Source organism: Pseudomonas sp. LH1G9 (assembly GCF_002949975.1).
Classification (GTDB): Bacteria; Pseudomonadota; Gammaproteobacteria; order Pseudomonadales; family Pseudomonadaceae; genus Aquipseudomonas; species Aquipseudomonas veronii.
The window spans coordinates 4,499,458-4,525,386 of record NZ_CP026880.1 but is presented as its reverse complement, the minus strand read 5'-3'; the positions used below and the strand labels follow the sequence as shown (position 1 = coordinate 4,525,386).

General features: G+C 55.4%; 17 protein-coding genes, 1 tRNA gene and 6 pseudogenes. 14 read left to right on the top strand and 10 right to left on the bottom strand.

Annotated features, from left to right (window positions below; genetic code table 11):
- Positions 1 to 161 precede the first annotated feature (161 nt).
- The 6 genes and pseudogenes from C5F70_RS20995 to C5F70_RS31205 all read left to right on the top strand — a co-directional run.
- Entirely contained in the window at positions 162 to 722 is a 561-nt protein-coding gene (locus C5F70_RS20995; protein ID WP_017844466.1) for a hypothetical protein, read from the top strand.
- A gap of 396 nt (positions 723 to 1,118) precedes the next feature.
- A complete protein-coding gene (locus C5F70_RS20990) occupies positions 1,119 to 3,383 on the top strand; it encodes a restriction endonuclease (protein ID WP_104903986.1) in 2,265 nt (754 codons plus the stop codon).
- Positions 3,384 to 3,735: 352 nt separating this feature from the next.
- Positions 3,736 to 4,272 (top strand): hypothetical protein, encoded by a 537-nt coding sequence (locus C5F70_RS20985; RefSeq protein ID WP_226927612.1) that lies wholly within the window; start codon positions 3,736 to 3,738, stop codon positions 4,270 to 4,272.
- 486 nt (positions 4,273 to 4,758) lie between these two features.
- On the top strand, positions 4,759 to 5,379 hold the full coding sequence (locus tag C5F70_RS20975; RefSeq protein ID WP_017844463.1) for a hypothetical protein: 621 nt from the start codon (positions 4,759 to 4,761) through the stop codon (positions 5,377 to 5,379).
- Between the two features lie 197 nt (positions 5,380 to 5,576).
- Positions 5,577 to 5,666: pseudogene (locus C5F70_RS31600) on the top strand (transposase); the annotation flags it as partial.
- Positions 5,658 to 6,609 (top strand): annotated as a pseudogene (locus tag C5F70_RS31205) (IS4 family transposase); the annotation flags it as partial. The pseudogenes C5F70_RS31600 and C5F70_RS31205, both read left to right, overlap by 9 nt.
- Positions 6,610 to 6,979: 370 nt before the next feature.
- Here C5F70_RS31205 and C5F70_RS20955 read toward each other — a convergent pair.
- The 3 genes from C5F70_RS20955 to tauA form a co-directional block, all read right to left on the bottom strand.
- A complete protein-coding gene (locus tag C5F70_RS20955) occupies positions 6,980 to 7,813 on the bottom strand; it encodes an ABC transporter permease subunit (RefSeq protein WP_032804179.1) in 834 nt (277 codons plus the stop codon).
- Between the two features lie 32 nt (positions 7,814 to 7,845).
- The gene (locus tag C5F70_RS20950; RefSeq protein ID WP_017844460.1) at positions 7,846 to 8,685 is read right to left on the bottom strand and encodes a taurine ABC transporter ATP-binding protein; all 840 of its coding nucleotides are present in this window, start codon (positions 8,683 to 8,685) and stop codon (positions 7,846 to 7,848) included.
- 71 nt (positions 8,686 to 8,756) lie between these two features.
- Positions 8,757 to 9,764, bottom strand: a complete 1,008-nt coding sequence (tauA, locus tag C5F70_RS20945) for a taurine ABC transporter substrate-binding protein (protein WP_017844459.1) — start codon at positions 9,762 to 9,764, stop codon at positions 8,757 to 8,759.
- Between the two features lie 180 nt (positions 9,765 to 9,944).
- Here tauA and C5F70_RS20940 point away from each other — a divergent pair, with 180 nt between their 5' ends.
- Positions 9,945 to 11,456, top strand: coding sequence for a PLP-dependent aminotransferase family protein (locus tag C5F70_RS20940; RefSeq protein ID WP_017844458.1), 1,512 nt, complete (start codon positions 9,945 to 9,947; stop codon positions 11,454 to 11,456).
- An 81-nt stretch (positions 11,457 to 11,537) separates the two neighbouring features.
- Here C5F70_RS20940 and C5F70_RS20935 read toward each other — a convergent pair whose 3' ends face one another.
- Complete coding sequence (locus C5F70_RS20935) at positions 11,538 to 12,848, bottom strand: aminotransferase class III-fold pyridoxal phosphate-dependent enzyme (RefSeq protein ID WP_046489630.1); 1,311 nt, start codon at positions 12,846 to 12,848, stop codon at positions 11,538 to 11,540.
- Positions 12,849 to 13,050: 202 nt separating this feature from the next.
- Between C5F70_RS20935 and C5F70_RS20930 the strand changes: the two genes are divergently transcribed.
- Positions 13,051 to 13,788, top strand: a complete 738-nt coding sequence (locus C5F70_RS20930) for a sulfite exporter TauE/SafE family protein (protein ID WP_017844456.1) — start codon at positions 13,051 to 13,053, stop codon at positions 13,786 to 13,788.
- 16 nt (positions 13,789 to 13,804) lie between these two features.
- Positions 13,805 to 14,578, top strand: coding sequence for an SDR family oxidoreductase (locus C5F70_RS20925; protein WP_017844455.1), 774 nt, complete (start codon positions 13,805 to 13,807; stop codon positions 14,576 to 14,578).
- Positions 14,579 to 14,644: 66 nt separating this feature from the next.
- Here C5F70_RS20925 and C5F70_RS20920 read toward each other — a convergent pair.
- Both C5F70_RS20920 and C5F70_RS20915 read right to left on the bottom strand, forming a co-directional pair.
- Positions 14,645 to 14,875, bottom strand: a pseudogene (locus tag C5F70_RS20920) (Arm DNA-binding domain-containing protein); the annotation flags it as partial.
- A 66-nt stretch (positions 14,876 to 14,941) separates the two neighbouring features.
- Entirely contained in the window at positions 14,942 to 15,913 is a 972-nt protein-coding gene (locus C5F70_RS20915; RefSeq protein ID WP_104903983.1) for a DMT family transporter, read from the bottom strand.
- A 91-nt stretch (positions 15,914 to 16,004) separates the two neighbouring features.
- On the opposite strand from C5F70_RS20915, the pseudogene C5F70_RS20910 reads away from it, so the two are divergent.
- Positions 16,005 to 16,448 (top strand): annotated as a pseudogene (locus C5F70_RS20910) (LysR family transcriptional regulator); the annotation flags it as partial.
- Between the two features lie 43 nt (positions 16,449 to 16,491).
- Here C5F70_RS20910 and C5F70_RS20905 read toward each other — a convergent pair.
- A pseudogene (locus tag C5F70_RS20905) lies at positions 16,492 to 16,629 on the bottom strand (transposase domain-containing protein); the annotation flags it as partial.
- A gap of 1,016 nt (positions 16,630 to 17,645) precedes the next feature.
- Between C5F70_RS20905 and C5F70_RS20900 the strand changes: the two are divergent.
- From C5F70_RS20900 to C5F70_RS20885, 3 genes are all read left to right on the top strand, one after another.
- The gene (locus C5F70_RS20900) at positions 17,646 to 19,202 is read left to right on the top strand and encodes a methyl-accepting chemotaxis protein (RefSeq protein WP_104903982.1); all 1,557 of its coding nucleotides are present in this window, start codon (positions 17,646 to 17,648) and stop codon (positions 19,200 to 19,202) included.
- A 617-nt stretch (positions 19,203 to 19,819) separates the two neighbouring features.
- Complete coding sequence (locus C5F70_RS20895; protein ID WP_232925466.1) at positions 19,820 to 20,515, top strand: TetR/AcrR family transcriptional regulator; 696 nt, start codon at positions 19,820 to 19,822, stop codon at positions 20,513 to 20,515.
- Positions 20,516 to 20,854: 339 nt separating this feature from the next.
- Entirely contained in the window at positions 20,855 to 22,072 is a 1,218-nt protein-coding gene (locus C5F70_RS20885; protein ID WP_104903980.1) for an MFS transporter, read from the top strand.
- Positions 22,073 to 22,425: 353 nt separating this feature from the next.
- On the opposite strand, the pseudogene C5F70_RS20880 reads toward C5F70_RS20885, so the two are convergent.
- The 3 genes and pseudogenes from C5F70_RS20880 to C5F70_RS20870 all read right to left on the bottom strand — a co-directional run bounded on the left by C5F70_RS20880 (position 22,426) and on the right by C5F70_RS20870 (position 24,313).
- Positions 22,426 to 23,655: pseudogene (locus tag C5F70_RS20880) on the bottom strand (tyrosine-type recombinase/integrase).
- A gap of 169 nt (positions 23,656 to 23,824) precedes the next feature.
- Positions 23,825 to 23,901: transfer RNA gene (locus C5F70_RS20875), tRNA-Met, on the bottom strand.
- 172 nt (positions 23,902 to 24,073) lie between these two features.
- Positions 24,074 to 24,313, bottom strand: a complete 240-nt coding sequence (locus C5F70_RS20870) for a hypothetical protein (protein WP_104903979.1) — start codon at positions 24,311 to 24,313, stop codon at positions 24,074 to 24,076.
- Between the two features lie 410 nt (positions 24,314 to 24,723).
- On the opposite strand from C5F70_RS20870, the gene C5F70_RS20865 reads away from it, so the two are divergent.
- Complete coding sequence (locus tag C5F70_RS20865; RefSeq protein ID WP_104903978.1) at positions 24,724 to 25,920, top strand: MFS transporter; 1,197 nt, start codon at positions 24,724 to 24,726, stop codon at positions 25,918 to 25,920.
- Positions 25,921 to 25,929 lie beyond the last annotated feature (9 nt).

The following is a 25,929-nucleotide window of genomic DNA, read 5'->3' as shown; positions in this document are numbered from 1 at the left end:
TGGGGCAAAGAAAGTATGGCGGCGGCCTTCTCTCTCCCCCGAAGTGTCGCGCGTACAGTCTACCCTGTTATGCTGATTCAGCAATCCGGCGTGTAGATAAGATGCTATACGGCATTAAGTGACAGGAATGTCGGCTAATTGATAGTTAGGGAAAACTGAGTATGCGTCGCTTAATAGCCAATGGGTTTGTGTTTTTCAGCATTGCGATACTCTGTTCCGGCTGCACATCTTATTCGTCCCAGCCGACAATCAACGAACCCGCTGAACCCGAAACACAAGAAATCATCTCCAGCTTCAGTTACGCAATAAACTCCCCATGGAAAGACAGTCGCTTCGGCAAGGACGCATACGCAGCGACACTCAAAGTTATTCCCGATGCACAGGATACGGGCTCCAGCCTTGCCGCCCCGACCCTACCGGCATTAGAAATAAAGATCTCGGAGTTCTCATCTGGCGGCGCTTGCGGACAAGATTACTTGACGGGCCTGAGTCTGGGTTTGATCCCCAGTTGGTGTACGCGGACAAACCTTTTCAAGTTTGATTTTATATTGAATAAGGATCAGCGCTTTTGCAGGCAGAAAACCTACTCGATAAACGCCACGTCGTTTTCACATCTCACGATGATTCCGTTTGCACTATTCAATACGGACAATCAGCCCTTGACGCTCTATCAGGCGGCGCTTAAAGATTTTCTTCGGATAGGTCAATGTGCGACGCGTTGAGATGCATGTTAACAGGCTTTGTTTTGCGGCTACGAGGGGCTCACTCCAGGCGTTGGGACGTTCGAAATTTATCTCTGGTGAGCGGCAGCTTTTGGCCGATATTTGCCCGTGGCGTCAAGCCAAAGTCGTCGCTTTACCCATGAGTCAGCCAAAAACCTAGCAGTCCAGAATAGAAGCGCACCGTACTTTCGGGCCAATCCCGTGCCGCATGCTACGGTCATACTTCTACAGGATGGGTGTCAGCCTGTTACCGGCACCCTGCCGGCCTCTTGGTAAGGTCAGGTGCGATGAAATTTCCTCGGACCCGTTGGGTTCATAGGCGTTTGCCGGTAACTGGTTATACTCACATGCTGCGGCCATCGTTGATGTGCGATCAAACTAAGTAGCGGAGCTTCTGTGAACGAATACGATTTTTCGCGGCTAAATGACAAAGAATTCGAAGTTTTTTGTACTGATTTGCTCAGCGCACGCGAAGGCGTCCGCTTCGAACGGTTCAAGCCTGGACGCGACTCTGGGGTGGATGGCCGCTATTTCAAATCTGACGGTAACGAGTGGGTTCTTCAATGCAAGCATTGGGTCGCTACGCCTCTGGAAAAGCTGGTTAAGAACATTGAAGATACGGAATATTTGAAAATTAAGAAGCTATCTCCCGCCCGATATATTTTAGTGTTATCGCATCCACTATCTCGGAACGATAAGACTATATTGATGCAAAAATTAGCGCCATTTGTGTTGACGCCAGATGATATTTTAGGTCGGGAAGATTTGAATGATCTGTTGGCTAAGTATCCTGATGTGGAGCGGAGGCATTACAAGCTCTGGATCAGCAGTTCAAATGTGTTGCGCTATCTTCTGAGTAAGCCAATACATGACAGGAGTGATTTTGCATTTAATGAGATAGTGGAGGACGCCAAGCTATACGTTCCTACTGCCAATCATGCGGACGCCATAGACAAGTTAGAATCTATGAATGTGGTAATCATCACCGGACCGGCTGGAATCGGTAAAACCACGCTTGCGGGGCAGTTAATCTTACATTATGTGTCGCAAGATTTCACGCTTGCTGTAGTGGCGGATGATATTAAGGAAGCAGAGGGTGTCTACGATCAAGAGGCTAGACAAATATTCTATTTCGATGACTTCTTGGGGCGTAACTATCTCGAAGCTCTTTCAGGACACGAGGGTGGGCAGATAGTTAATTTTATTAAGCGCATTGTTAAAGACCCTAATAAGCGTTTTGTCTTAACGTCAAGGACTACGATTCTGAATCAGGGCAAGATACTTAACGATGTATTTGAAAATCAAAACATTGCGAGAAATGAATTCGAAGTCACACTTTCATCTATGAAAGTCATGGATAAGGCTCGGATCCTTTATAACCATATCTGGCACTCAGAGCTAGAGGGCGATTATGTAGATGAACTTTATGCGCAGAAACGGTATCGCGATTTAATCGATCATCCTAACTTCAACCCTAGATTAATTCGTTTTATTACCGATGTCCAACGCTTAGAAGGCGTAGCCCCAAAGCTATACTGGTCTCACGCTATTAATTTGTTAAACAATCCCTCTCAGGTATGGGATAACCCATACCAAGCACAGTTAGACGACTGTGGGCGTGCAATGGTCTTACTCGTGACTATGAATGGTCGTCAAATTTCTGAGGTAGACCTTGCTGAAGCGTTTGCGAGATACCTTGGTGCTCCGGGGCTGGGAAGTCTGACAGGGAAGAAGGATTTTTTGTTAAATCTTCGTCACCTTTCGGGTTCTATGCTGACCCGATTTATAGTGGGTGACACGCAGCCATTCATTCGTCTCTTCAATCCATCGCTTGGTGATTTCGTACTAAATCGCTACGCGACCAACAAGCCGGCGCTGCGAATTTGTTTCAGCAGCCTGCAAACTCTATCTTCTTTGAATACACTCAAGGATATGGTAGCTAACAAAATCATTCCTGCGAGCACTGCTGTCGATGTGGCTGATTATATATTTAGATGTATATGTGAATTAAGATTCTTGAGTTGTGAGTCCGAATTCGTTGCGCGACTATGCATGATGAGGGCTGAGTTAGGTTTGGTTTTCAGTACTTCAGATCAAAGCTTTTTGGATGCGATAGAATTCATTATTTCTTCTGATTGCGCCGGGTTATTTTTATCTTCTGCTAATGTAGTGTTATGGGCTCTCGAAAATGAGTGCGTAGGTATGGGCCCCGTTGAAAGATTTTTAGAGACTGCATGCTCCAGCAATCCCTCCTATGATGAACTATTAGTGCTAGGTGAAATAATTTCTCATTTTGGTGCTTCTGAATATGAAGCACTCACTGTGACTTACGATGAGGCAGTCACCACTTACTTGATTGAGTCTGTCGAGGATGAGTTTCCAGAGTCAGCTGTATTCAACGATTGCAGCTCGGAGTCTCAGGCGCGCAGGAATTTTAGAGAGCTGATGGAGGAGCAAGCTGGTCAGCTGGGTGCAACTGATTTGTCCGCAGTGGTAGACAGTGTCGAAGAATCAATCAATGTTGAAAAACATTATGACACTTACTTTTACGGGGGAGAGCCTGAGCCTGACTATGAGTACCGTCGAGACCAACGCATGATCTGGCCCGGCCCGTTACGCGATGAAGTCGACCCTGTCGACGATTTATTCTCGCGGGACTAAGATTTACAGTTTTTCTTCGACATTAGGTATCACCCATCAGCTTTCTTTAAGTTGCATAACTCCTGAGTTATGCAACGACTCATTCGGGCCTGATAGCAAAGGCATTGCGATGCCGCGTGAGTCTGTCGCAGGTACTCAATTACCTGCGACATGACGTGTGACAAATGTGGCATTGAGACGGAGTGATGTACCGATACCGGTCACGACTGACAGAAAATGGCCGACTTCTGCCTGTCACGAAGGGCTGAAGTCGGCCAGAAGCAGTTGCTCATGAGCCTAGAAATATATAAAAATGCTAACCTCGCATGGGCGAAGTAGCCTCAAAAGGTCATAAAAAACTCGGGGAATCGAAATGGAGGAAACGTTTTTCGGTGCTCAATTTAATGCTTTACAGAAAGGAATCGTGATGAAGTATTCCGCCATTTTTTTGTGGATTCCCGTTATAACACTTGCAGTCACATTGCCGGCCGCGGCCGTAGAACCCTCCCAGCGTCTTCAGCGCGCCTCAGGTTTGTGGAAGGTAACACCGTCCACCTCGCCGTTTTCCTGGGAGATTTGCGTCGATCAGCCAAAGGACAGGCTGATCGACGACGACTTATGGTCCGACTTCGAACAGGAATGCAAGATCGAATCGGAAAGCGGCAAAGGCGACGGCTACAATTTTAAATCAAGCTGCCCAGACGCGAAGCTGGCAGGCTCGTTCAGCGGCGATCTTGCGAAATCGTACGTACTGACGGCCGATACTTCGTTTGACTTAAACGGGAAAATCAAAACGCAGCACACCGTCATCAATGGCATCTTTCAAGGCGCATGCCCTGCGGACATGGAACCGGGGGTCAAAAAAATGCGCGGCGGTATGAAGATGAAGAGCCTGTACATTAACCGATAAGCGGTTAAAGGTTGTACATCGCATCAGCAAATTGACTGTTGCCGTCAGCATGAGAATGACCCATTTAGTAAAAAGTTGGTGATCCAAGCTCAGATAACTTGCTGGTAGCTGGCATGCATTTAGGAGCGCTCGGCTTTGCTCATATCAAGCGCTCAGGGAGCACCTACGCCATTGCTTACGAAAGGTGAGTCAAGTACGGGCAGCAAACTGTCTTTCGATAGTTTTCTTCGCGAATGAAAACTTGCCAGGAACGCTAAAGGGGGCACATTTTTCTGAACGACTCTGACGTCCGCTTCTGGCCGAGTCCCGCCTGTCCTGACCGGCAGTTGTGCGTCGATTCTGCCACCGTAATGTAAGCGTCCAGTCAAGTCATCTACCGATCCAGCTATCAGCACGAGGATGACTGCTTGCCGCCCATGCCGTAAGGTTCGCTACCAAAATCGCCACAGCCTTCCAGTGGTGGTAATACAGCAAGGAGAGCGAACAATGAACATCTTCAAATCATCAGTTCAAAACGTAGCTGCGGCCATAGGCCTCATCGCAGCAGTGACAGTCGGTGGATGCGTGATGATCCCTTACGACACGCCGGAATCAAAAGCCCAAATCCAGCGCGATCTGAAAATTGCACCATCGGATATTCAAGCCGTGTCGGAAACGAACTGGTGCTTGTTCCCATATGGAAGCGAAGGCAGCTGCAGAGCCACTCAAGGCTTGGGAGTGTTGACCAGCAAAGGCCTGATCCTCAGCCTCTACAACAACCACACCTACACTGAAACCGCACGCATCCTCCCAGAACAAGTGCAGTGCGTGAAGACAGTTGGTGGTCGCACTGGAGTCGAACCGTTCGTTGTATTCACCAAAGACCGAGCGATCATGCTCGCCGTCATTACGCCGGGTGGGCAAATGAATGCACCTGTGAAAGTCAGTTTCTTTGATTATCTGACGAAGCCAGGGCAGCACGTCTTCACTGGGACGGATGGCGGATATGTGCGCAAGTCGGGTCGACAGCAAACCGTAGGCGGAATGGTGTCAGGCACTGCCGTCCCGTGGCATACAACACTCGACGTAACCGAGGTTTTTAACCCTTGCCCGCAGGTTACAGATTAACGAGGAGTGGTGCGTTCCCTCGCAAGCGGTGCGCGCATGTCGAAGCCCGTAGGGTGAAGGATGAATGCCCGAAGGGCCGAGACGCCCCGGCGGCTCGGCTCGCGACAGCCGCCCTTGAAGAGGCACACCTTGAAACAGTCAGTACAGGGCTTTTAGCATCCGCTCAAGCGTTTGATGTCCCCAAGTCGACAGCAGCGCTACCCATTGACAATAATTGGTGCGGGAACCAGATCCGACCCTGGGCGTTGGGTCGCAAGAACTGGCTCTTTACAGGGTCGCTACGAGCGTTGCTGGGCTCGTTGAAGCATCCGCTGATCTTGGTCGATTGGTCTCGAATTGATGCCCCTGGTTGCGCTTTTTTGTTGAGAGCCGCAATCCCGCTGGCAGGTCGTTCGTTTCCTATTTATGAGCGTGTTCATGAGCGGGAAGGTTGCCCCAGGTATCAAAGTCGCCTGATTAAAACGCTGGCTGAATTGCTGCCTGATGGCTGTATCCCAATCTTGGTAACTGATGCAGGCTTCCGGCGGCCATGGATGAAGGCAGTAGTCGCGCAAGGTTGGTATTACGTGGCGCGCATACGTAACCGTGAGCTTTATCGTCGCGAAGAAAGTGAGTGGTTACCCGTGAAGAATTTGTATGCTCTGGCCACCTCATCGCCCAAGTCGCTGGGTCGAGTTGAGATGACCCGCAGCGCGCCTCACTTCATTGATTTGTACTGCGTTCGCCACTCTGCCAAGGGCCGTAAACATCAACGAGTCACTGGATCAATCGCCAAAAGCAAGTTCAGCCGGCAGTCCGCCAGTCGTGAGCGAGAGCCGTGGTTGCTGGCAAGCAATCTGAAGCAAAGCGAGTGGAATTCAGCAAAAATCGTGGCAATTTATAAGCCGGCGTATGCAGATCGAAGAAGGCTTCCGAGATGTGAAAAGTGAGCACTTGGGGCTGGGTTTGAATCTGCATCGAAGCAGGTGCCCAAAGCGAATAGAGGTGCTGCTGTTGATTGCTGCACTCGCCAACTATCTCCTCTTTTTAACCGGGCTTCAGGCGCGAGAACGTGATTTGGAACGACGCTATCAAAGCAACAGCCTCAAGGTGAAACGTGTACTTTCATTGTGGCGGCTAGGCATGGAATATTGGCGCAGTTGTACAGATTTTGGTGGGCGAGAAGGCTTGGAAGTGTTGGAGAAAGCCCTGCGTGATGAGGTGCGCCATCAGGCGCAGAGCCTGGAGTAGATTTGTGCGGATCCCTCAGGGACGGATCTGTTTTCTAAACGTCGGCGTCTGGCCGATGCTGTTGAAAAAGTAGCGCCCCTATCTGGCCTGCGGTGCTGCGGTTGTAGCAGACGCTGACCATACTGGAGCCCTGAACCCGCGTAGCCTTGATCGACATCTGTACAAGGCCCGCAACCTGGTGGTGCGCTTTTTCCTGAAGTTGAAGCAGTTCCGCCGGATAGCGACACGACACGATCGGCAGGCAAGGAATTACCCGTCGATGTTATCTCTTGTTTCTCCTGTCATATGGCTGGCCTGAATGAGCCCCCGCAGCACGATCCGATTTTTCATAAAATCCGAAACTGGTCGCTCATTGGCCTGCCCCCAACGACTAAACCTTGCCTTTCCACGGTACCAGCTTGCGTTCCAGCCAGCGCATGCCCAGGTCGAACAGCAGTGCCATGGCTCCAATTACCAGAATGCCCATGATCACCACGTCGGTGGCCATGAACTTGGAAGCTGTCAGCACCATAAATCCCAAGCCGGCGGTGGCGGCAACCATTTCAGCGGCAACCAGAGTGGTCCATCCAAAGCCGATGGCGATGCGCATTCCCGTTAACACTTCAGGCAGTGCCGCCGGCATAATCACATGCTTGAGTACCTGAGCGCGGCTCGCCCCCATGGAATACGCGGCGTGAATCTGTTCGATGGCCACAGACTTCACACCGGCCCGCGCACTCAGCGCCAGCGGAGCGAACATGGCGAGATAGATCAGTAAAATTTTCGAGCCTTCGCCGATGCCCATCCAGATCACCACCAATGGCAGATAAGCCAGCGGCGGCAGTGGACGATAAAACTCAACCAGCGGATCGAAGATGCCGCGAGCCACGCGATTGACGCCCATCAGGATGCCGACCGGAATGGCGGTCAGCACCGCCAGCACAAACGCACCAAACACCCGCAAGGCGCTCCAGCCAATGTGCGTGAGCAAAGTGGCATCGGCAAAACCTTCCTGGAATACATCCACCAATTGCGCCCACACCGCCTGTGGCGAAGGTAAAAACAACGGTTTGATCCAGCCTCCGTTGGTGGCGACGTACCATGTGCCGAACACCACGCAGAGGGTCGCTAGGCTCAATGTCAGGCTCGAGCCGTTACCAGGCGCGCCGTATTGCTCGCCAGGCCGGGCAGGTGCCGCGCGACGCAGCTCGCTCCAGGTGTGCATGACTGCGCGGCGTTGTTTTTCGTCGAACAGGCTCATGCGGCCACCTCATCACCATGAATTATGCTCAGGATCTGCTCGCGCAGCGCAATGAAGTCAGGGCTGGACTTGACTGATCGAGCATCGCGACAGGCGAGAAATCGCTTGCCGAAGTCCACCGGGAATTCGTGGGTGATACGGCCGGGACGCGGCGACATAATGATCAGGCGGGTCGCCATGAACAGAGCTTCCTCGACATCGTGCGTGATGAAAAACATCATTTTTTGCGTGCTGTGCCAGATGTCGAGAATCAACTCCTGTAAGCGCTCGCGCGTCAGCGCGTCGAGTGCGCCCAGCGGCTCGTCAAGCAGCAACATTTGTGGATCGTTGGTCAGCGCACGAGCGATTCCGACCCGTTGTTGCATGCCTCCTGACAGCTGATAGATCGCGTGTCCGCTAAAATCTGCCAGCCCGGTCAGCTCAAGAAAATACATGGCCCGCTGTTCCCGTTCGGTCTTGGACATGCCACGCAACTTCAGGCCAAAGGCGACGTTGTCGAGTACGTTGAGCCATGGAAGCAACGCATGTTTCTGGAACACCACCCCACGCTCGGCGCCGGGGCCGCAGACCTGATCGCGCAACTCTGCACCTCTGCCGAATTTTTCTGGCACTTGCCCTTGAAAGTCGCCCAGCGTGATCAGGCCGCTGCTGGGCTGGATGAACCCCGCCATCAAATTCAGCAGCGTGGTTTTGCCACAGCCTGATGCGCCTAGCGCAACGACAAAGTCGCCGGCGGCAATGTCTAGGTTAACGCCGGCCAGGGCGCTGACCTGTTGGCCTTTCTGCTGCCCAGGATAGAGCACCGAGACATCGTGGATCTTGAGGCTCAGGGTCATGATGGTTCCTCATATCGGGTTCGGCATCGGGCGATCACTGACTGATCGGCCCGTGCAGGTTTTGCTCCGGATTACTCGGCGGCTTGAACGAAGTCGGGAGTGATGGCGACGCTGTAGTCCGGCAGTACGGCCGACACTTTTTTCTGCGCCTTGAGGAACTCCGCCGTTGCTGCCAGCGCCTTGGCTGCTCCGCCGTCTTTGCCGTTGCCCAGCCACTTGTTGCTGGCCTGTTCGGACGCCAGCGGAAACTGATACAGCGCCAGCACCGGCGGAACTTCGTCTGGCTTGGCGCCAGACTGTTTGGCGATATTGATCACTTGCGGCGAGCTGGCGGTCCAGGTGTCCGGCGCCTTTACGTAATCGCCAGTGCTGGACTGCAGCACTTTGGTGAACGAGGTCATACCGTCCTTGTTTTTGGCCGCGAATTTTTTGTCGACAACAATGCCGTCGAAGGTGGCTTTGCCCCAGTTGGTCAGATCGCCAGAGGTCAGTAATACGTGACCACTTTGTTTCAAGCGACCCAGCGCCGGGTCCCAGATGAAGGCTGCGTCGATGTCGCCACGCTCCCACGCCGCCGGAATGTCCGAGGGTTGCAGGTTGATGACCTTGACCTTACCGGTTAGGCCGAACTGCTCAAGGGCAAACAAGGCATGAAAATGCGTCGTGGACACGAAGGGTACCGCCAAGGTTTTACCCGCCAGGTCCTGCGGCGCGACGATGCCACTGCCATTACGCACTACCAGCGCTTCAGCGCTGGCGATGTTGTCGAGAATCCAGAACAACTGCGCATCGACGCCACGGCTGACCGCTGCGGCGATCGGGCTGCTGCCGGCCACGCCGATCTGCACGTCACCTGAGGCCATCGCCAGCATCACATCGCCGCCGCTATCGAAGTTGCGCCACTGGATATCCCAGCCGGTGGCTTTCTCGAATTCTTTCTCGGCTATAGCGTTTTTCCACGGCGCAAACATGCTCTGCACGCCGATGGTCACAGTTTGGGCATGAGCGGTGGCAGCGAGGCCGATAGTCAGCGGCAACAGGAGTGAGTGGCGAATCCATTTATGCAGAGGTTTAAGCATGGTGGAACTCCAGAATGGGACGACAGGTTTGAAGTCCATGCGATCTTAGTGCCGGCTCGAAACTTGCTTTAGATCCAGTTGCTACAGCCTTTAGTGCCAGCGGGTTTCAGCCCGTCATGGGATAAGGCCTATAGCATTTTCGGTGCGTCATAAGGGGGCGTCGAGGCGGGAGTCCGGACCATGTTGGAGCGTTATTTACATCCGTTCGAAGCGGGGCGGGGCTTGCAGGAACAATTGCGCGAGCGGCTTCTCAACGCGATCCTTGACGGCGCGATGCCGCCCAGCGAGGCAATGCCGTCATCGCGCAAGCTCAGCGAACTTCTGAAGATATCTCGCAACACCGTGGTTCTCGTTTACGAGCACTTGGTGCAGGACGGTTACCTGATCCCATCCGACCGGCGGGGTTACTTTATCAACGAGAAATTCCTGCATCAGCAACTGAACGTCAGTCTGCGTGCTTCCAGTCAAAAACTCTTCGACCGGCCGGATCATGCGCCGGACTGGGGGCGCCGAATGCAAACCGAATCGGCGCAGATGCGCGCGATCATCAAACCACGCAATTGGCGTGAGTACCGTTACCCTTTTATCTATGGGCAGGTTGAAGCCGATGAGCAAACTGCGGTGCGCTGGCGTGACTGCGCGCGCATCGCGGCCATGGGGGCGCACATGCGTTGCTGGGTCGACGATCAGGTGACGCTGGATGATCCGCTGCTAGTGGAACAGATCATCGCGCGTGTGTTGCCCAAACGCGGAATAAAAGCCGGACCGGAAGAGATTCTGGTGACCATTGGCACACAAAATTCGCTGTACATGCTCGCGCAGTTGCTGGGGCGACCGGGGCTGATCATGGGCCTGGAAGATCCGGGCTACGTCGACGCTCGCAATATTTTCGGCTTGAGTGGTTGTGACTTAAGGCCCTTGCGCATCGACGGCCAAGGTCTGGTGGTGGACAAGCAACTCGATGGCTGTGACATGTTGTTTTGCACGCCCAGCCATCAATCGCCCACGGGCGTGACAATGCCGGTGTATCGCCGTATGGAATTGCTGGCCAGCGCCCGAGAGCGGGATTTCCTGGTGATCGAAGACGATTACGAAAGCGAGCAGAACTACTTGGGAAGCAACCATCCGGCGTTGAAGAGTTTCGATGACAGCGGTCGTGTGATCTACCTTGGTAGCCTGACCAAAAACCTGCTGCCTGGGCTGCGTCTGGGATTTATTGCGGCAGATCCCGAACTGATTCATGAGTTGCGGGCGTTGCGGCGTTATATCTATCGTCATCCCCCCTCCAACAATCAGCGCACGCTGGCGCTGTTTCTGTCGATGGGGCACTACGACGCCCATGCTCGCCGCCAGCGTGACCGATTGGCCCGTAAATGGCGGTTGATCAGCCGTGCATTGGCCAAGCATTTACCGGATTGCCACACCAGCGGAATGGCCGGTGGCTCGTCTCTATGGGTGACCGGCACACCGGAACTGGATGCATGGAGGTTGCAACGATTGGTGGCCAAGCGTGGTGTATTGATCGAACCGGGAGATATTCATTTTCTGGGCAGTGAGCGCCCGCAATACCATTTCAGGCTAGGGTTTGGGGCGATCGCAGAGGAGCTGATCGAGCCGGGGATTGTTGCCCTGGGAGAGGCTTGGCGAGAGATGCAAGGCCAGTTGCAGGCTGAGCCTGCCACGAGTATGTAGATGCCGCCGAAAGGCTGCGATTGTCCGTCAAACGGATCGCCGCCTTTGGCCGTTACGCAGAGTTGAGTGCTCGATCAGGCGTTATAGATTTTCCTGACCCAGCGTGGTCTTGAGGATATCGATCATGGCATCCACATGCTGGCGCTCAGCTACCAATGCCGGGGCGAAAATGATCGCGTCCCCGGTGGTTTTTACGTGCAGACCTGCTTCATACAAGGCTCGCTGCACACGGTTTCCTTTCGCTCCCGGTGTTTCTCCCGGCGTCAGTTGAATACCGCTGAGCAAGCCGTAACCACGGAGGTCGCTGACCTGCGGCAGACCGCGCAACCCACTCACACACTCAAGGAAGTATGGCGACAGCTTCTCGCCCTTGGCGAACAGGTCTTCATCGCGGTAGATGTCCAGCGAAGCCAGCGCTGCCGCACACGCCACGGGATGTCCCGAGTAAGTGTAACCGTGGAAAAATTCTGGCCCAGCGCCTTTGCTGGCGCCGACGACGGTGTCGAAGATTGCCTGATCCACCGCCACCGCCCCCATTGGAACCGCCCCGTTGGTCAGCGCCTTGGCCATAGTGATGATATCGGGCTTCACGTTGAAGCTCTGCGCGGCGAACGCCTTACCCGTTCGACCGATTCCCGTAATGACCTCGTCGAACACCAGCAGAATGCCATGCGTGTCGCAGATGTCCCGCAGACGCTTCAGGTAACCGGCGGGTGGCACGTAAACGCCAATGGAGCCGGCAATCGGCTCGACGAAACAGGCCGCGATGCTGTCGGCTCCGTGGGTGGCGATGATCCGTTCCAGATCGCTGGCCAGGTCAGTGTCGCTGTTCGGCTCGCCCAGTTGAAAACGCTGTTCTTGCTGCCAGGTGTGGCGCATGTGGCTGACGTGAGGCAGTCCGCCTGCCGCGAAGGTCTGCCGGTTACGCATCATTCCGGACAGCGCCACGCCACCAAAGTTGACGCCGTGATACGCCCACTCACGCGACACAAAACGTGTGCGCTGCCCCTCTCCGCGAGCGCGATGATAGGCCAGGGCAATCTTCATCGCGCTGTCCACTGACTCGGAACCGGAGTTGGTGAAGAACAGCTTGTTCAGACCCTCAGGCAGCAATTCGCTCAGTCGCTCGGCCAGTTCGAACGAAAGCGGCGAACCGCGCTGAAAATGAGGGGTGAAGTCCAGGGTCATCAATTGCCTCGACACGGCCTCGGCGATTTCCGAACGTCCGTGGCCCGCAGCGCTGCAAAACAGGCCTGAACTGCCGTCCAGCAGTTCGCGTCCGTCAGCGGTCCAGTAGCTCAGTCCCTTAGCCCGAACAAACAGCTGTGGAGCACGCTGAAACTCACGATTGTCGGTGAAAGGCATCCATTGATGATCAAGGTTCGTTGTCATGGGTTCATTCCTGAAGGTGGACACGGTAAAGGTCGATGGTCATCAGCCTAGCCATGCACCTCTTCGAGCCTTAGAGCCAGATGGGGGATTCTATGGAGCCAGGTTTTGCCCAACGTTCTGGCTCCATAAAAATAGCTGTCTGGATCTAAAGTGAGTCCCGGCGCTTGAATAGAGTGGCACCCTACTATTAGGGAGGCCGACAGTGAGTCCTGAACTGAGTTTTGTCCTGAGCGCCCTGTGTGTACTGGTTGCGGCGATTATTCGCGGCCTGACCGGATTCGGCTTTGCCGCCATCGCGGTCGTTGGTCTGGCAATGCTCGGCCCTCTGAATCAGGCTGTACCGCTGGTGCTGTGTCTAGAAGTCTTGTCGAGCCTGATGCTCTTGCGCGGGGCCTTGCCACAAACCGATTACCCACAACTCAAGCGCCTGTTGATGGCCGCCGCTTGCGGTGTGCCCTGCGGCATCTGGTTGCTGACTGGGATGAACAGCGACGGGTTGACCATCGGCGTCTATTTGCTCATCGGGCTACTGGCGTTGCTCGGACTGGTGCGGGTCACGCTGCCGATGGGCAAAGGGCAAGTGGGCGGCTGGGTGGTTGGCGCCAGTAGCGGCGCCTTGATCGCGGCATTTTCTATCGGCGGCCCGCTGGTTGTTGCCTGGCTCAGTCATGTTGGGCTGAAGGCCCTGGCATTGCGTGCCACCCTGATTCTGTTCTTTTTTGTCGTGGACCTGGTGGCGATTTCGGGGCTGGGACTGGCCGGAGCGATCCCGAATCAGACATTGACTCATGCTCTGTACCTGGTGCCTGCCTTGCTGGTGGGGTTGTGGATCGGTCAACAGTTGTTCATCTACATACGTGCCGAAACGGCGGCGCGTTTTACTCAATGGCTGTTGCTGGCGCTGGCAGGCTTCGGCTTGCTCGGTCATGCATGGTCCTGAATCGAAGGAAGTCCTGATGACCCCGACACTCTTTATCACTGGTGCCACGTCCGGTTTCGGCGAAGCGTGTGCTCGACGATTTGCCGCAGCAGGCTGGTCGCTGATTCTGACCGGTCGCCGCGAGGAGCGTCTGCACTCATTGGCGGATGAACTCTCGGCGCAGACTGACGTGTTGCCGCTGGTGGTGGATGTGCGTGACCGACTGGCCATGCAAGAAGCCATTCTTAGTCTCCCCCCCAGGTTCAGCACGCTTCGCGGACTGATCAACAACGCTGGATTGGCGCTCGGCACCTCGCCAGCGCAGGACTGTAACCTGGACGATTGGGACACCATGGTCGATACCAACATAAAAGGCCTGATGTACACGACCCGTCTGCTGCTACCACGGTTGATTGCCCATGGCGCGGGTGCCAGCATTGTCAATCTGGGTTCAATCGCCGGCAACTGGCCGTATCCCGGCAGCCACGTATACGGCGCCAGCAAGGCGTTTGTCCGTCAGTTCTCGCTCAGCTTGCGTTGCGATCTGCAAGGCACCGGCGTCCGCGTGACCAACCTCGAGCCGGGTCTATGCGAGAGCGAATTCTCTCTGGTGCGCTTCTCGGGCGATCAGTCGAAATACGATGCGGTTTATGCGGGAGCCAATCCGATCCAGCCAACGGATATCGCAGAGACGATCTTCTGGGTCTTCAACCAGCCTGCCCACATCAACATCAATAGCCTGGAATTGATGCCTATCACCCAATCTTGGAACAACTTTGCGATCACACGGGGCTCAGCCAATGGTGTGTAAATATGGATCAACGAAGCCAAGTGCGGCGGTTATCGGATTCTTGCCTTCTGCTGCATCCGATCTTCATTCGGCAGTCTTTTGCCGGGCAAGGGCGCCGCTGACTTCTGGATAACCGCCAAACCCGAGCCACGACCATTTGCCGTCGGGCTTCTTACAGCGCAACTCCCACGATTTCTGCCCGTTAGGCTTTATTCTGAAACACAGGTCTGAGCTGTCTAACCCACGGTATGCCCTTGCTTCAGGAGCCAGGTTGGCCAGTGTGGTATCGGAGAGGGGAGCATATACGATGTGAAGGATGCGGGCAGATCAGGATGCCCACCAATTGGATGTCTAACACATTTGGGTTGTATGCCCGTGGTTGGCTTAAGACGCCGTTAGCTTATCTCGCCCCATCTCGTGAGATGCGAAGATCATTCGGATGGCCAGCATTGCGCCTGTTAACACTGCAGTCATACCTAGGGCTTCATACAGCGTTGGTAAACGTTGTTCAAAAAGCAATCCGAATAGGGTCGCGAAAAGGGATTCGAGAGCAATTAGTTGCCCCGAAAGCACCATGGGTAAATACCGAGACGCTTTGTTCCACGCCCATGCCCCCAATACGGACGACAAAATTGCAATTAGAAATGCCCACACATAAAGGCCTCCAGCATTGGCAAAGTTAGCGCCCTGAGAGGGCATTTCAAAAAGGTTAAACGCATACCCCAAGGGCATTACCAGAAGCATACCCAGCGCGCTCCCGACCATCATGAGACCGGTCCACGCGCTGGTGGAATGTGCTGGGATTTTGCTCAGGCCTTTTTGGTTCAGCACACTGAACGCCAACCAAAACGCCACGGCACAAACAGAAAAAAGCACCCCGAACACGGCGGTGCCTTGCGAGGCGAGCGGGGTGTCATTAGCCATAACATTGATGAGCAGCAGGCCGAACACCAGCATGGATAAAGGCAATGCCAGTTTTCGCCACGCCAATATCTTGTTTTGCGCATTTCCAAGCAGAGCCAGCATCACTGGCACCACCGCAATGAATGCTGGCGTCAGGACGGGGCCGCTGATCTTAACACCGCATGCAATGCAGACGCTGTACCCTAGATAGCCTATGGCTCCCAGCGTCAGCGCCACCGTCCGCATAGGAAGTGTCAACTCTCGAACACTGGTGCGGTCGACGAACATCCAAACGACACCGATTACTCCAACGATCATGAATTTAACTGCCAGAAAGTCAAATATGCTGTAGTTCCCTGTGACATACGGAACGATAAAATTCGACCCCCAGCATAATGTTGCAAATACCGCAAAAAATACGCCGAGGGCAAAAGGATGAGCTGATGTGTTCATAGGCGACTCCAAGGCTGGTAATCGCAAGTTTGAACGTTTCCGGATGTATGCTACAAACGAGTTCTCAGCCCTCAATGCATAATCCATGGTTATGAATTTACTCGGTAAGTCACTTCCTCCTCTCGCTAGTTTGTTGCCTTTTGAAGCGGCTGCCCGTCTGGAAAGTTTTTCACGAGCAGCTGACGAACTTCATATCACTCAAGCAGCGGTAAGCCGTCAGATTCGTGGGCTGGAAGAGGATCTTGGTGTAGCACTCTTCGACAGGCGCAATCGTGCGGTCTTTTTAACGCCAGAAGGACGGCAGCTTGGGCTTGTCGTGAATGCCGCGTTAAACCAAATAAGTTCTGTCGCTGAGAGCTTGCGAGGCGCGGCCCGCAGGCATCAGGTCGTATTGCTCTCCCAGCTTTGTGAAGCGTTTTACTGGCTAATGCCGCGCCTTTCTCGCTTCCACCAACGCCATCCGGATATCGAAATTCAAGTCGTTACCACTACCCAACCGTTGACGGAGTTCGGTGGTCATTTTGACGTTGCTCTCCACTGATAGAGTGGCTCAGGATTGAACTGTTAGAGGCGATAGATTAGACGCACGAGTTCCCTGATCGAAACGCGACCGATTCGACTACCGGTTGCCACCTATGCGGTAGCAACTCGGAAATTTCACTCGCCCGCTGCGTCGGCAGGCGCGTGAGGACGTCCTTCAAATGAGCATACGGATTGCTGATCAACGCGAGGATTACTGGAAGAATCGAGTTCAGCCATTCTGGCAGCATATCTGGCCGAAAAACCGAGAGTTCGCAACCAGTGGAATAGCCGAGTCTTTGGTTAGATTAAGTATTGCTGCGGGCCCTGAGTTTTCGAGTGCGTTTTTGGCTGTACAGGATTGGTTGCTCCCGATAGAACATCCGCACTACGTAGTGCATCAATTGCATGAGTCAGGGTTATGCAACAGCTTTCCTATGGATGCCTTGCGACTTCTAAACGCAATCATTGATGATCAGCCGTGGGCTCCCCCGTGAGTTGCAGCAATGTCTCAATGCGATAGCGCAGACAAGCCCTTTGCTGACTCATGAAACCCAGTATCAGCGGCTTACCGAGTACTCTCGCAGACGGGGAAGGTCATTCAGTAAAGGCGGCTAAACGGCCTTTCTAAAAAGGTCGTTGAAGTTTGCTTTAGCAAGGAAAAAAATAATCTGAGCATCTTCGATTTTTGAGTTGGGCATTAGTTGGAAAGGGCGTAGTGACCTTCTACGGTGGGTACTAGAGTGGATATTGTTCGATCTCAGTCTAGTCCGCGGTATGCCCCAGCCTCAGGTTCCAGGCTGGAAAGTGTCGTGTCAGCGAGAGGGCGTCGCTTGATATCGGCGCGTTTCATCCTTGTATGCCTTCAGTTCAATTATTTATGAAGCATTCACGTGGGCATACACGGTGGGAGGCGAACAGCCAGAAACAAGAAAGCCCGCACGAGGCGGGCTTCTTGAGGTGATTCATAGACTGCTGTAGACATCTATGGATCGTACACTGAGTGTCGATTTCAACACGCAGAAATCTGACATTCAAATCGCTGGCGGTGGGTCATTCATGGGGTTTGTTTCGCAAACTGGCGTTGGCGATCAGATAGGGGAATGAGCCTCTGAGCCTCGTGACACATCCCGCAATATTCTGTTGCTCAGCCTAGCGGCGAGCTAGCCGATAGGTATCCGTAGGTAAACGCAATCTGCTGCTTGGAGCATGTATGTTCGACTGGATCAGCAATATCCGTATAGGTACGAAACTCGGTTTTGGCTTCGGCCTAGTGTTGGCGCTAACTTCTCTGCTCGCTCTCACTGGCTGGATAGCAATCAATAGTCTTGATGAGCGGGGCCTCAAGATTGAGAGTATTGCTCGCGTCGCCGAGATGACCAAGGACTTGCGCGTTCATCGTTTGCAGATAGAGCTCAACCGCAAGGGAGATGGCGCCCAGTTGATCCTTCAGACGCTTGAGAAGCTAACTGTGCATTTGAACACTGCGCGTACTCATCTGACCTCTCCCAGCGATTTTGCGCTGATTGACCAGCAGATAGCCGCAGTTAATGCGTACCGCGATGCCCAGCCTGCTTTAAGCCAAGCGGGAGCCGACCTGACTCCAGTGTTTGCCCGAATGAGTGAGCAAGGTGAAATCTTGCTCAATACTGCGCAGCAGTTGATAGCGTCGCAATCCGCCAAGCGCGAGGCCGATTCTTCTTTTGCTAAAACCCTGCTTGCGAGTATCGCTGCGCTGGCGTTGCTGCTCGGCGCCGTCGCGGCCTGGATTATTACCCGGCAAATCGTTACACCGTTGCAGCATGTCCTCAAGGACGTCGATCGTATTGCCTCAGGCGATTTGAGTCAGGATCTGGAGGTCAACCGTCGCGATGAGTTGGGGCAATTGCAGAGAAGCCTGCAAAAGATGACCACCAGCTTGCGCGAACTGATTGGCGGTATCGGCGCTAGTGTCATTCAGATCGCTAGTGCTGCCGAAGAGTTGTCAGCCGTCACTGAGCAGACCAGTGCGGGTGTGAATAGCCAGAAAGTCGAAACCGATCAAGTTGCTACTGCCATGAACGAAATGACTTCCACCGTGCAAGAGGTAGCGCGTAATGCTGAAGAAGCGTCTGACGCCGCGGCCGCCGCAGATCGGCAAGCTCAAGAGGGAGACAAAGTTGTTGGTGAGGCCGTGGCTCAAATCGAACGCCTGTCTATCGAAGTCGGCAACTCCACCGTGGCTATGAGTAATCTCAGAGAGGAAAGCGACAAAATCGGCGGCGTGCTCGATGTTATTAAAGCGGTTGCACAACAAACCAACCTACTCGCTCTCAATGCCGCCATTGAGGCAGCGCGAGCGGGTGAAGCTGGACGAGGTTTTGCGGTAGTTGCCGATGAAGTTCGTAGCCTGGCGCAGCGTACCCAGCAATCCACCGAAGAAATTGAAAAACTAATCTCCAGCTTGCAAAGCGGCACTCTAGAGGTATCCGCCGTTCTGGAGAGCAGTCGTATATTGACTGATAGCAGTGTTGAGTTAACTCGTCGTGCCGGAGCATCTCTGGAAAATATCACCCGCACGGTGTCTACAATCCAGTTGATGAATCAACAGATTGCCTCAGCTGCTGAACAGCAAAGCGCAGTGGCTGAAGAGATCAACCGTAGCGTGCTGAACGTGCGTGATATCTCTGAACAAACCGCTGGCGCTAGTGATGAGACAGCCGCCTCAAGTATCGAGTTGGCACGCTTAGGTCATGAACTTGACGATTTGGTTAAGCGCTTTCGATTATAGGGCTGATCTAAAGCGCTCCCCAATCAGCGAGCCAGCATAGGAATAGATTGAAGCTTCGCGAGCATTGCATTGCGGGGGGGATTACATGTAGCGCTTCACCGCTTGGTGTAGCGCTTTACATAAAACATCCGTGATGTTTGTTTAGCCAACGGCCAGGTTGCCAGTCAAAACACCTGATTTTGGTGGAAACCACAGTGGAGACCATCGCCTGGCTACCATAACTTTTGATAACAGGCTGGCGGCATGGTTCGCACCAGGTTCACATAAGAGGGTGCGAACCAGAAGTGCGAACCTCAGTGCGAACCTGCTGCCAGTACGCACCCGAATGCGTACCAACCGTGCGTACTGATCTGCGTACTTGCTGTGCGCAATTTGCGCAATTTGCGCAGTACTGCGCAGTCCGGTGGCGAGCCGTCGCTGGCGCTGGGGAGCCTACATGCCGGCCCGGGCATCACGCGGCCCAGTGCGTGAATATGCTGCGTGAAGGGTGCGTTAAACCTTGGCGGGGGAGGGCTTCGCGCAAAGGCCAAGTGCGCGATGGGCGTGCGCGAAGCACTGCGCGAAAACACGCAGATATGCGGCATTCGTCCCCTCTCGATGTGAGGTATGGGGCTTTCATGCGCCAGCAGTTTCCACTGCGCGACGGGATGGTGACGATCCGATTGTTGTTGACGCTCCAGAAGGCACACCGTAAATTATTAGGAACGATCATTCCAATTAGATGGATTGCCATGCGTACCAAGGAATTTGAACCAGACGAAATCGCCGATGCTGCCATGCGCGTTTTTTGGGCGCGTGGCTATGCCGCGACCTCGGTGCAGGATCTGGTCGAAGGCACGGGGCTGTCGCGCAGCAGTCTCTACAGCACGTTCGAGAGCAAGCAGGGGCTCTATCAGCAGGCGTTGCGCCGCTACCAAGCCATAACTACGGCCAATGTGGAGCTGATGGCCAGCCCCGGCTCGACAAAAGATGTGATCCGGCAGCTTCTGATGCGCATTGTGGAGGACGAACTGGGCGATCCGCAGCGGCGCGGCTGCCTGGTTGCCAATGCGACGCTGGAGCTGGCAGGCCATGACGAGTCGGTGGCCGAACTGGTGGCCGACAACTTCCAGCGCCTGCAGAAAGCGTTGGAGAAGCTGATCGTCCGGGGACAGCAATCAGGCGAGGTTGCTGTCGAGAAGAATCCGCGCGCGCTGGCCCGTTTCTTCGTCAGCACCATGCAGGGCATGCGGGTACTGAGTAAAGGCAGTCCCGCGCGGCAGCGTCGCCAGTGTCTGCTGGATGTGATCGACGTAGCGCTCGATACGCTATAACCACCCGCCCGCCGTCCTTGCGCATCGAGGTGCGCAAGGATGTTGGGTTTTTTTTGGTCTAAATTGGAATGATCATTCCATTTAGAGAGTTTTCATCCACTATCAAAAGGAGTTCACGTGAGCACTGACCCAAAAACCACCATCGCTTTCCTCCGTACCGGCCTGATCGGCGCTCCCGTCGCGCGCAATCTGCGTAAGCGGGGGGGGCCGTGCATGCCTGGAACCGCACCGCGGCCCAGGCCGGTCTTTGGCGCTTCGAGCGTGAACTGGAAGCTGAGCGCGGTGCAAAGGACATGGCGGCGCCCTATCTCGCCTGACATACATAAGGACGAACACCGTATGAACATCCGAAATCACAAGACACCCGCGTCGGTACCTGAAGCAATCGTTGGAGGGCTACCTGTCTGGAAGCTACTGGCGTTCACGATGGCGGGTTTCCTTGCCATCATGACCGAGACCATGCCGGCCGGCCTGTTGCCACAGATCAGCCAAGGCCTGGGCGTCTCCGAAGCCTTGGCGGGCCAATTGGTGACCCTCTATGCGCTGGGGTCAGTACTGGCCGCAATCCCGATCATCGCCGCCACACGCAGTTGGAACCGTAGGCCGTTGCTACTGCTGGCCATCGGCGGTCTGCTGATCTTCAATTCCGTCACGGCCTTGTCCGCCCACTATGGGCTAATTTTGGTAGCGCGCTTCGTCGCTGGTATGGCGGCCGGCGTGATATGGGGGCTGCTGGCCGGCTATGCGCGGCGGATGGTTCCCCACCGCCAGCAGGGACGCGCACTGGCAGTTGCGGGCGTTGGTCAGCCCATTGCCTTGGCCATCGGCGTGCCGTTGGGAACGTGGTTGGGCACCTTGTTCGATTGGCGAGGTGTGTTCTGGATCATGTCGGCGCTGTCACTGCTGCTGTTTGTCTGGGTGCGTCTGGCGGTGCCGGACTTTGCAGGACAATCCGCCAGACAACGCGTGCCGATTCGACGCATCTTCCTGATGCCCGGCATCCGCCCGATACTGCTAGCGCTGTTTGTTTGGATATTGGCGCACAACATTCTCTACACCTACATCGCTCCCTTCCTGGCCTCGGTGGGGCTGGGGCATCGGGTGGACGCCGTGCTGCTGTTGTTTGGCGCAGCCTCCATTATGGGAATCTGGATCACCGGTGTGCTGGTGGACCGATGGCTACGCGCACTGACCCTGCTGAGTCTGGCCGTGTTCACCGTAGCGGCGCTGACGTTGGGTTTCTCGGGCGGCTCGGCACTGGTCGTGCTACTGGGCGTTGCGACATGGGGGCTGACCTTTGGCGGCGCACCAACATTGCTGCAGACCGCGCTGGCTGATACGGCGGGCGATGGGGCCGATGTGGCGCAATCCATGTTGGTGACAGCCTTCAACCTAGCAGTGGCCGGCGGCGGTGCGGTGGGCGGTGTCCTGCTGGAGCGTCTCGGGCCTGCCTCTTTCCCTTGGGCATTGGTGGTGTTGGCGCTGCTGGGCTTGTCGGTGGTCTGGTCGGCTGGGGCACATGGCTTCCGGCCAGGCCATCGCATCGCTGCTTCTTGATCGAGGACATCCCATGGAAAGGACCTCGATGAACACCTAGCGCGACTTAGCGCTGATGTAGGCCTTCCATGGGGTTGTTTCGCAAATTGGGCATCCTGGTGGTTGTGACTAGCCCCAAGTGGTCACTGATGTTGGTCACCGCGCCTGGTCACCACCCTGGTATCCGGCGTAGATCAACGCCAAACCGTGGATACCAGAGTGGCTACCGCCCGATCTGGTCAGCGCCAGCGACTTAACAAAACTTAACCTTTTTTAGGTCGAACACCTGTCATCGAGCGCATCGTACTAACGGCTATCTGGACAGTGATGGCTTTGAGTCTATATCTGTCTAGAAGTCAGTGGGAAGCACCCAGTCAGGCTCGCTTGCCGAAGTCGCCTTGGACAACAACGCCACCGGCGAGGCCGTCGAGGTAGTTCGCATACCATTGCATCATCTTCGTGCGCTGCGGCAGATACTGGGCCTTGTTGTAGACGCCGGAAACGCCAGGCTTTTTGTGTGAAAGCTGGGCCTCGACGTGGTTTTCGTCGAACCCGTTCTCGTTGAGCACTGTCGACGCGATATGCCGGAAGCCGTGACCGGTTTGCCGGCCTTCATATCCCATACGGCGCAGCGCCATCAGAAACACGGTGTCACTGCGTGGTTTGGTGTGGTCGCTGCGGCCAGGGAATAGAAGGGGATAGCTGCCGGTGTACTGGCGTAGTTCCTCCAGCGCCTCGATCGCTTGCGACGAAAGCGGCACCAGGTGCTCAAGTCCTTTCTTGCGGCCTTTGCGCTCGACGGGGATCGTCCAAACCTTCTTGGCAAAGTCGAACTCAGACCACTGAGCTTCGCGTAGCTCGCTTGGACGCACGGCGAACAGGCTCAGCAGCCGCAGGCCGAGGCGCACGTCGTGGGCGTGTGGATAGGCTGCGATGGCTCGGATCAGGCCGGGAAGTTCATCGGGTGAGACGTGGGCGTAGTTCTCGGCCTTGCCGGACTGGAGATATTTTTGCAGCCCCTCGAGCGGGTTATGGGTGGCCCGGCCGGTTACCCTGGCCAAGTCGTAGGCGTCTCGGCAGTACGAGCGCACTCGGCTCATTTGCTCAAGGATTCCCTGCCGCTCCATGCCGCGCAGAAACTCCATCCACTCAAGCGGAGTGATATCGGCATAGGGGCGCTTGCCGAACACCGGGAATACGTGACGTTCCAAGGCGCCGATGATTCGCTTGGCGGTGCCAGCGTCCCAGTTGGTGGGACGTGAGGCGTACCACTCTCGCGCCAGTGGCTCGAATGTCTCGCTGGCGATATCCCTTTCTACTTTCTTGCGGACTTGCTTGGTAACGATCGGGTTTTTGCCGTCGGCGCCGTCGGTGCGTAACTCGGCAGCTTTCTGCCTGGCGACTGATCTGCTCACCTCGGGGTAACCGCCAAGCCCAAGCCATGACTATTTGCCGTCAGGCTAGCTGCCAGGGCTTTTGGCCATCAGGCTTCACGCGGAAATAAAGGCCGCTCCCGTCCAGCTCGCGATACTCGTTGGCATCAGGCTCCAGGCCGGCCAATGCGGTGTCGGAAAGGGGGGGCGTTCTATCTCGGAGCGCTTCATTTGGGCTCGTATCCCCTCGGTTCAATTATTTGTCGAGGAAGCACAGAGGATACACGGAGGACGGTATAGGGGGGATACAAGGAGAGACAGCCAGAAACAAGAAAGCCCGCACGAGGCGGGCTTCTTGAGGTGATTCATAGACTGCTGTAGACGTCTATGGATCGGTACTTGGTGGCTACACAGGGACTTGAACCCCGGACCCCAGCATTATGAATGCTATGCTCTAACCAACTGAGCTATGTAGCCAAGTGGCGCGCATTATTCGCGGAGAACGACAAAGCGTCAAGCGTTTTTATTGAATTTTTATCTACGCTTTCAATTGTTTAACGAAAAGCCCTGGCTGGGCCGACGGGTGGCAGGGGGATTTGCAGGTCTTTATGGCACGCCCCGGTCTCCCACATTTGATCGGCGTTGGCTGTCAGGACGTGCGGGGCATGCAGTCGATGGAGCGGTCGACCACGGTCTTGGCCATTTCCAGCAGGTGCCACACGGCGTGGATCTTGGCGCGGTCGTGGAGGGGCAGGTGGTCGCCGCAGTCCAGCACGGTGGCCGAGGCGCTGTGGATCAGGTGGGCGATGTAGAGCTGGGCGTCTTCGAAGCTGAGGTGTTCGTTGACGGCGAGGCAGTCGACCGGGGGATCGGGGAGTGCTTTGGTCATGGTGTAGCTCCTATTGAACCAGAGAGCGACCCCCCACGCTGCTAAACGAGGGGTGGTAGCTGTACGCGGGTTAGCAGACCGGTCAATAGGAAAACCAGCGCACCCGAAGGCGCCCCACGCACAGCCACCATAAGCGGTGACATGAACCATGCGTCTATTGAAACGGGCTGCTAAACCCGATCACTGATTCCAGTGACGGATCGAAGACTAGCCAGCGGTTTCCACAGGCACAAGGCGCCGGGGATTGTCTAGGAAACATCCTTCAAATTAAAGCGATCCACCCTGCTGGCCTTTTACAAAGCGTGACCGCTACAGTCGTTAGCTCCCTAACGGGATAGCCTTGCCATGGGCAAAAGTGGCACATTGTCGCACCTGCACCTGTGCATTCCCCCGCTGTACGGAACCCTCTTATGGCTCTTAGCAATTCCCCCGCCGCCGGGCAGACCAGCCCGCTGGTCATGCGGATCATCGGCGCGGTGGCGCTGGCGCATTTGATCAATGACTTGATCCAGTCGGTGCTGCCCTCGATCTACCCGATGCTCAAGGCCAGCTATGGCCTGACGTTCACCCAGGTCGGGCTGATTACCCTGACGTTCCAGCTCACCGCGTCGCTGTTGCAGCCGTGGGTGGGTTTTTACACCGACCGTCATCCCCAGCCGTTTCTGTTGCCGTGCGGGATGGTCTGCACCCTGGTGGGGATTGTGATGATGTCCCAGGTCGGCAGCTTCCCGCTGATTTTGCTGGCGGCGGCGTTGATCGGGATCGGTTCGTCGACCTTTCACCCCGAGGCGTCCCGCGTGGCGCGGCTGGCGTCGGGCGGGCGCTATGGCCTGGCGCAGTCGACGTTCCAGGTCGGCGGCAACGCGGGCTCGGCGTTCGGCCCGTTGCTGGCGGCGGCGATCATCATTCCGTTCGGCCAGGGCAATGTGGCCTGGTTCGGCCTGTTCGCGGTTTTTGCGTTGGTGCTGCTGTATGCGATCAGCCGCTGGTATCGCACGCACTTGAACCTGTTCAAGCTCAAGGCCGGTCAGGCGGCGACGCATGGCTTGTCGAAACGGCGCGTGATGGCGGCGCTGGTGGTGCTCGGGCTGCTGGTGTTTTCCAAGTATTTCTACATGGCGAGCATCACCAGTTACTTCACGTTTTACCTGATCGAGAAGTTCGACCTGTCGGTGGCCAGCTCGCAGTTGCACCTGTTTCTGTTCCTCGGCGCGGTGGCGGCGGGTACGTTCTTTGGCGGGCCGATTGGCGACCGCATCGGGCGCAAGGCGGTGATCTGGTTTTCGATCCTCGGCGCGGCGCCGTTCACGTTGTTGATGCCCCATGTGGACCTGTTCTGGACCAGCGTGCTCAGCGTGATCATCGGCTTTGTACTGGCCTCGGCGTTCTCGGCGATTGTGGTGTACGCGCAGGAGTTGGTGCCGGGCAATGTGGGGATGATCGCCGGGGTGTTCTTCGGGCTGATGTTCGGGTTTGGCGGGATCGGGGCGGCGCTGCTGGGGCACCTGGCGGACAGTCACGGCATCGAGTACGTGTACCGCTTATGCGCGTTCTTGCCGTTGTTCGGGCTGCTGGCGATCTTGCTGCCGCGCACGAAAAAGGTCTGATACGGTTGG

What these genes read in the sequence shown, in the direction of transcription:
- C5F70_RS20995 (WP_017844466.1), top strand. Translation starts at nt 162, where the DNA reads ATGCGTCGCTTAATAGCCAATGGGTTTGTGTTTTTCAGCATTGCGATA.
- C5F70_RS20925 (WP_017844455.1), top strand. Translation starts at nt 13,805, where the DNA reads ATGACCCCGACACTCTTTATCACTGGTGCCACGTCCGGTTTCGGCGAA.
- C5F70_RS20895 (WP_232925466.1), top strand. Translation starts at nt 19,820, where the DNA reads ATGCGCCAGCAGTTTCCACTGCGCGACGGGATGGTGACGATCCGATTG.
- C5F70_RS20975 (WP_017844463.1), top strand. Translation starts at nt 4,759, where the DNA reads ATGAACATCTTCAAATCATCAGTTCAAAACGTAGCTGCGGCCATAGGC.
- C5F70_RS20935 (WP_046489630.1), bottom strand. Translation starts at nt 12,848, where the DNA reads ATGACAACGAACCTTGATCATCAATGGATGCCTTTCACCGACAATCGT.
- C5F70_RS20915 (WP_104903983.1), bottom strand. Translation starts at nt 15,913, where the DNA reads ATGAACACATCAGCTCATCCTTTTGCCCTCGGCGTATTTTTTGCGGTA.
- C5F70_RS20885 (WP_104903980.1), top strand. Translation starts at nt 20,855, where the DNA reads ATGAACATCCGAAATCACAAGACACCCGCGTCGGTACCTGAAGCAATC.
- C5F70_RS20870 (WP_104903979.1), bottom strand. Translation starts at nt 24,313, where the DNA reads ATGACCAAAGCACTCCCCGATCCCCCGGTCGACTGCCTCGCCGTCAAC.
- C5F70_RS20940 (WP_017844458.1), top strand. Translation starts at nt 9,945, where the DNA reads ATGTTGGAGCGTTATTTACATCCGTTCGAAGCGGGGCGGGGCTTGCAG.
- tauA (WP_017844459.1), bottom strand. Translation starts at nt 9,764, where the DNA reads ATGCTTAAACCTCTGCATAAATGGATTCGCCACTCACTCCTGTTGCCG.
- C5F70_RS20950 (WP_017844460.1), bottom strand. Translation starts at nt 8,685, where the DNA reads ATGACCCTGAGCCTCAAGATCCACGATGTCTCGGTGCTCTATCCTGGG.
- C5F70_RS20955 (WP_032804179.1), bottom strand. Translation starts at nt 7,813, where the DNA reads ATGCACACCTGGAGCGAGCTGCGTCGCGCGGCACCTGCCCGGCCTGGC.
- C5F70_RS20985 (WP_226927612.1), top strand. Translation starts at nt 3,736, where the DNA reads ATGGAGGAAACGTTTTTCGGTGCTCAATTTAATGCTTTACAGAAAGGA.
- C5F70_RS20900 (WP_104903982.1), top strand. Translation starts at nt 17,646, where the DNA reads ATGTTCGACTGGATCAGCAATATCCGTATAGGTACGAAACTCGGTTTT.
- C5F70_RS20865 (WP_104903978.1), top strand. Translation starts at nt 24,724, where the DNA reads ATGGCTCTTAGCAATTCCCCCGCCGCCGGGCAGACCAGCCCGCTGGTC.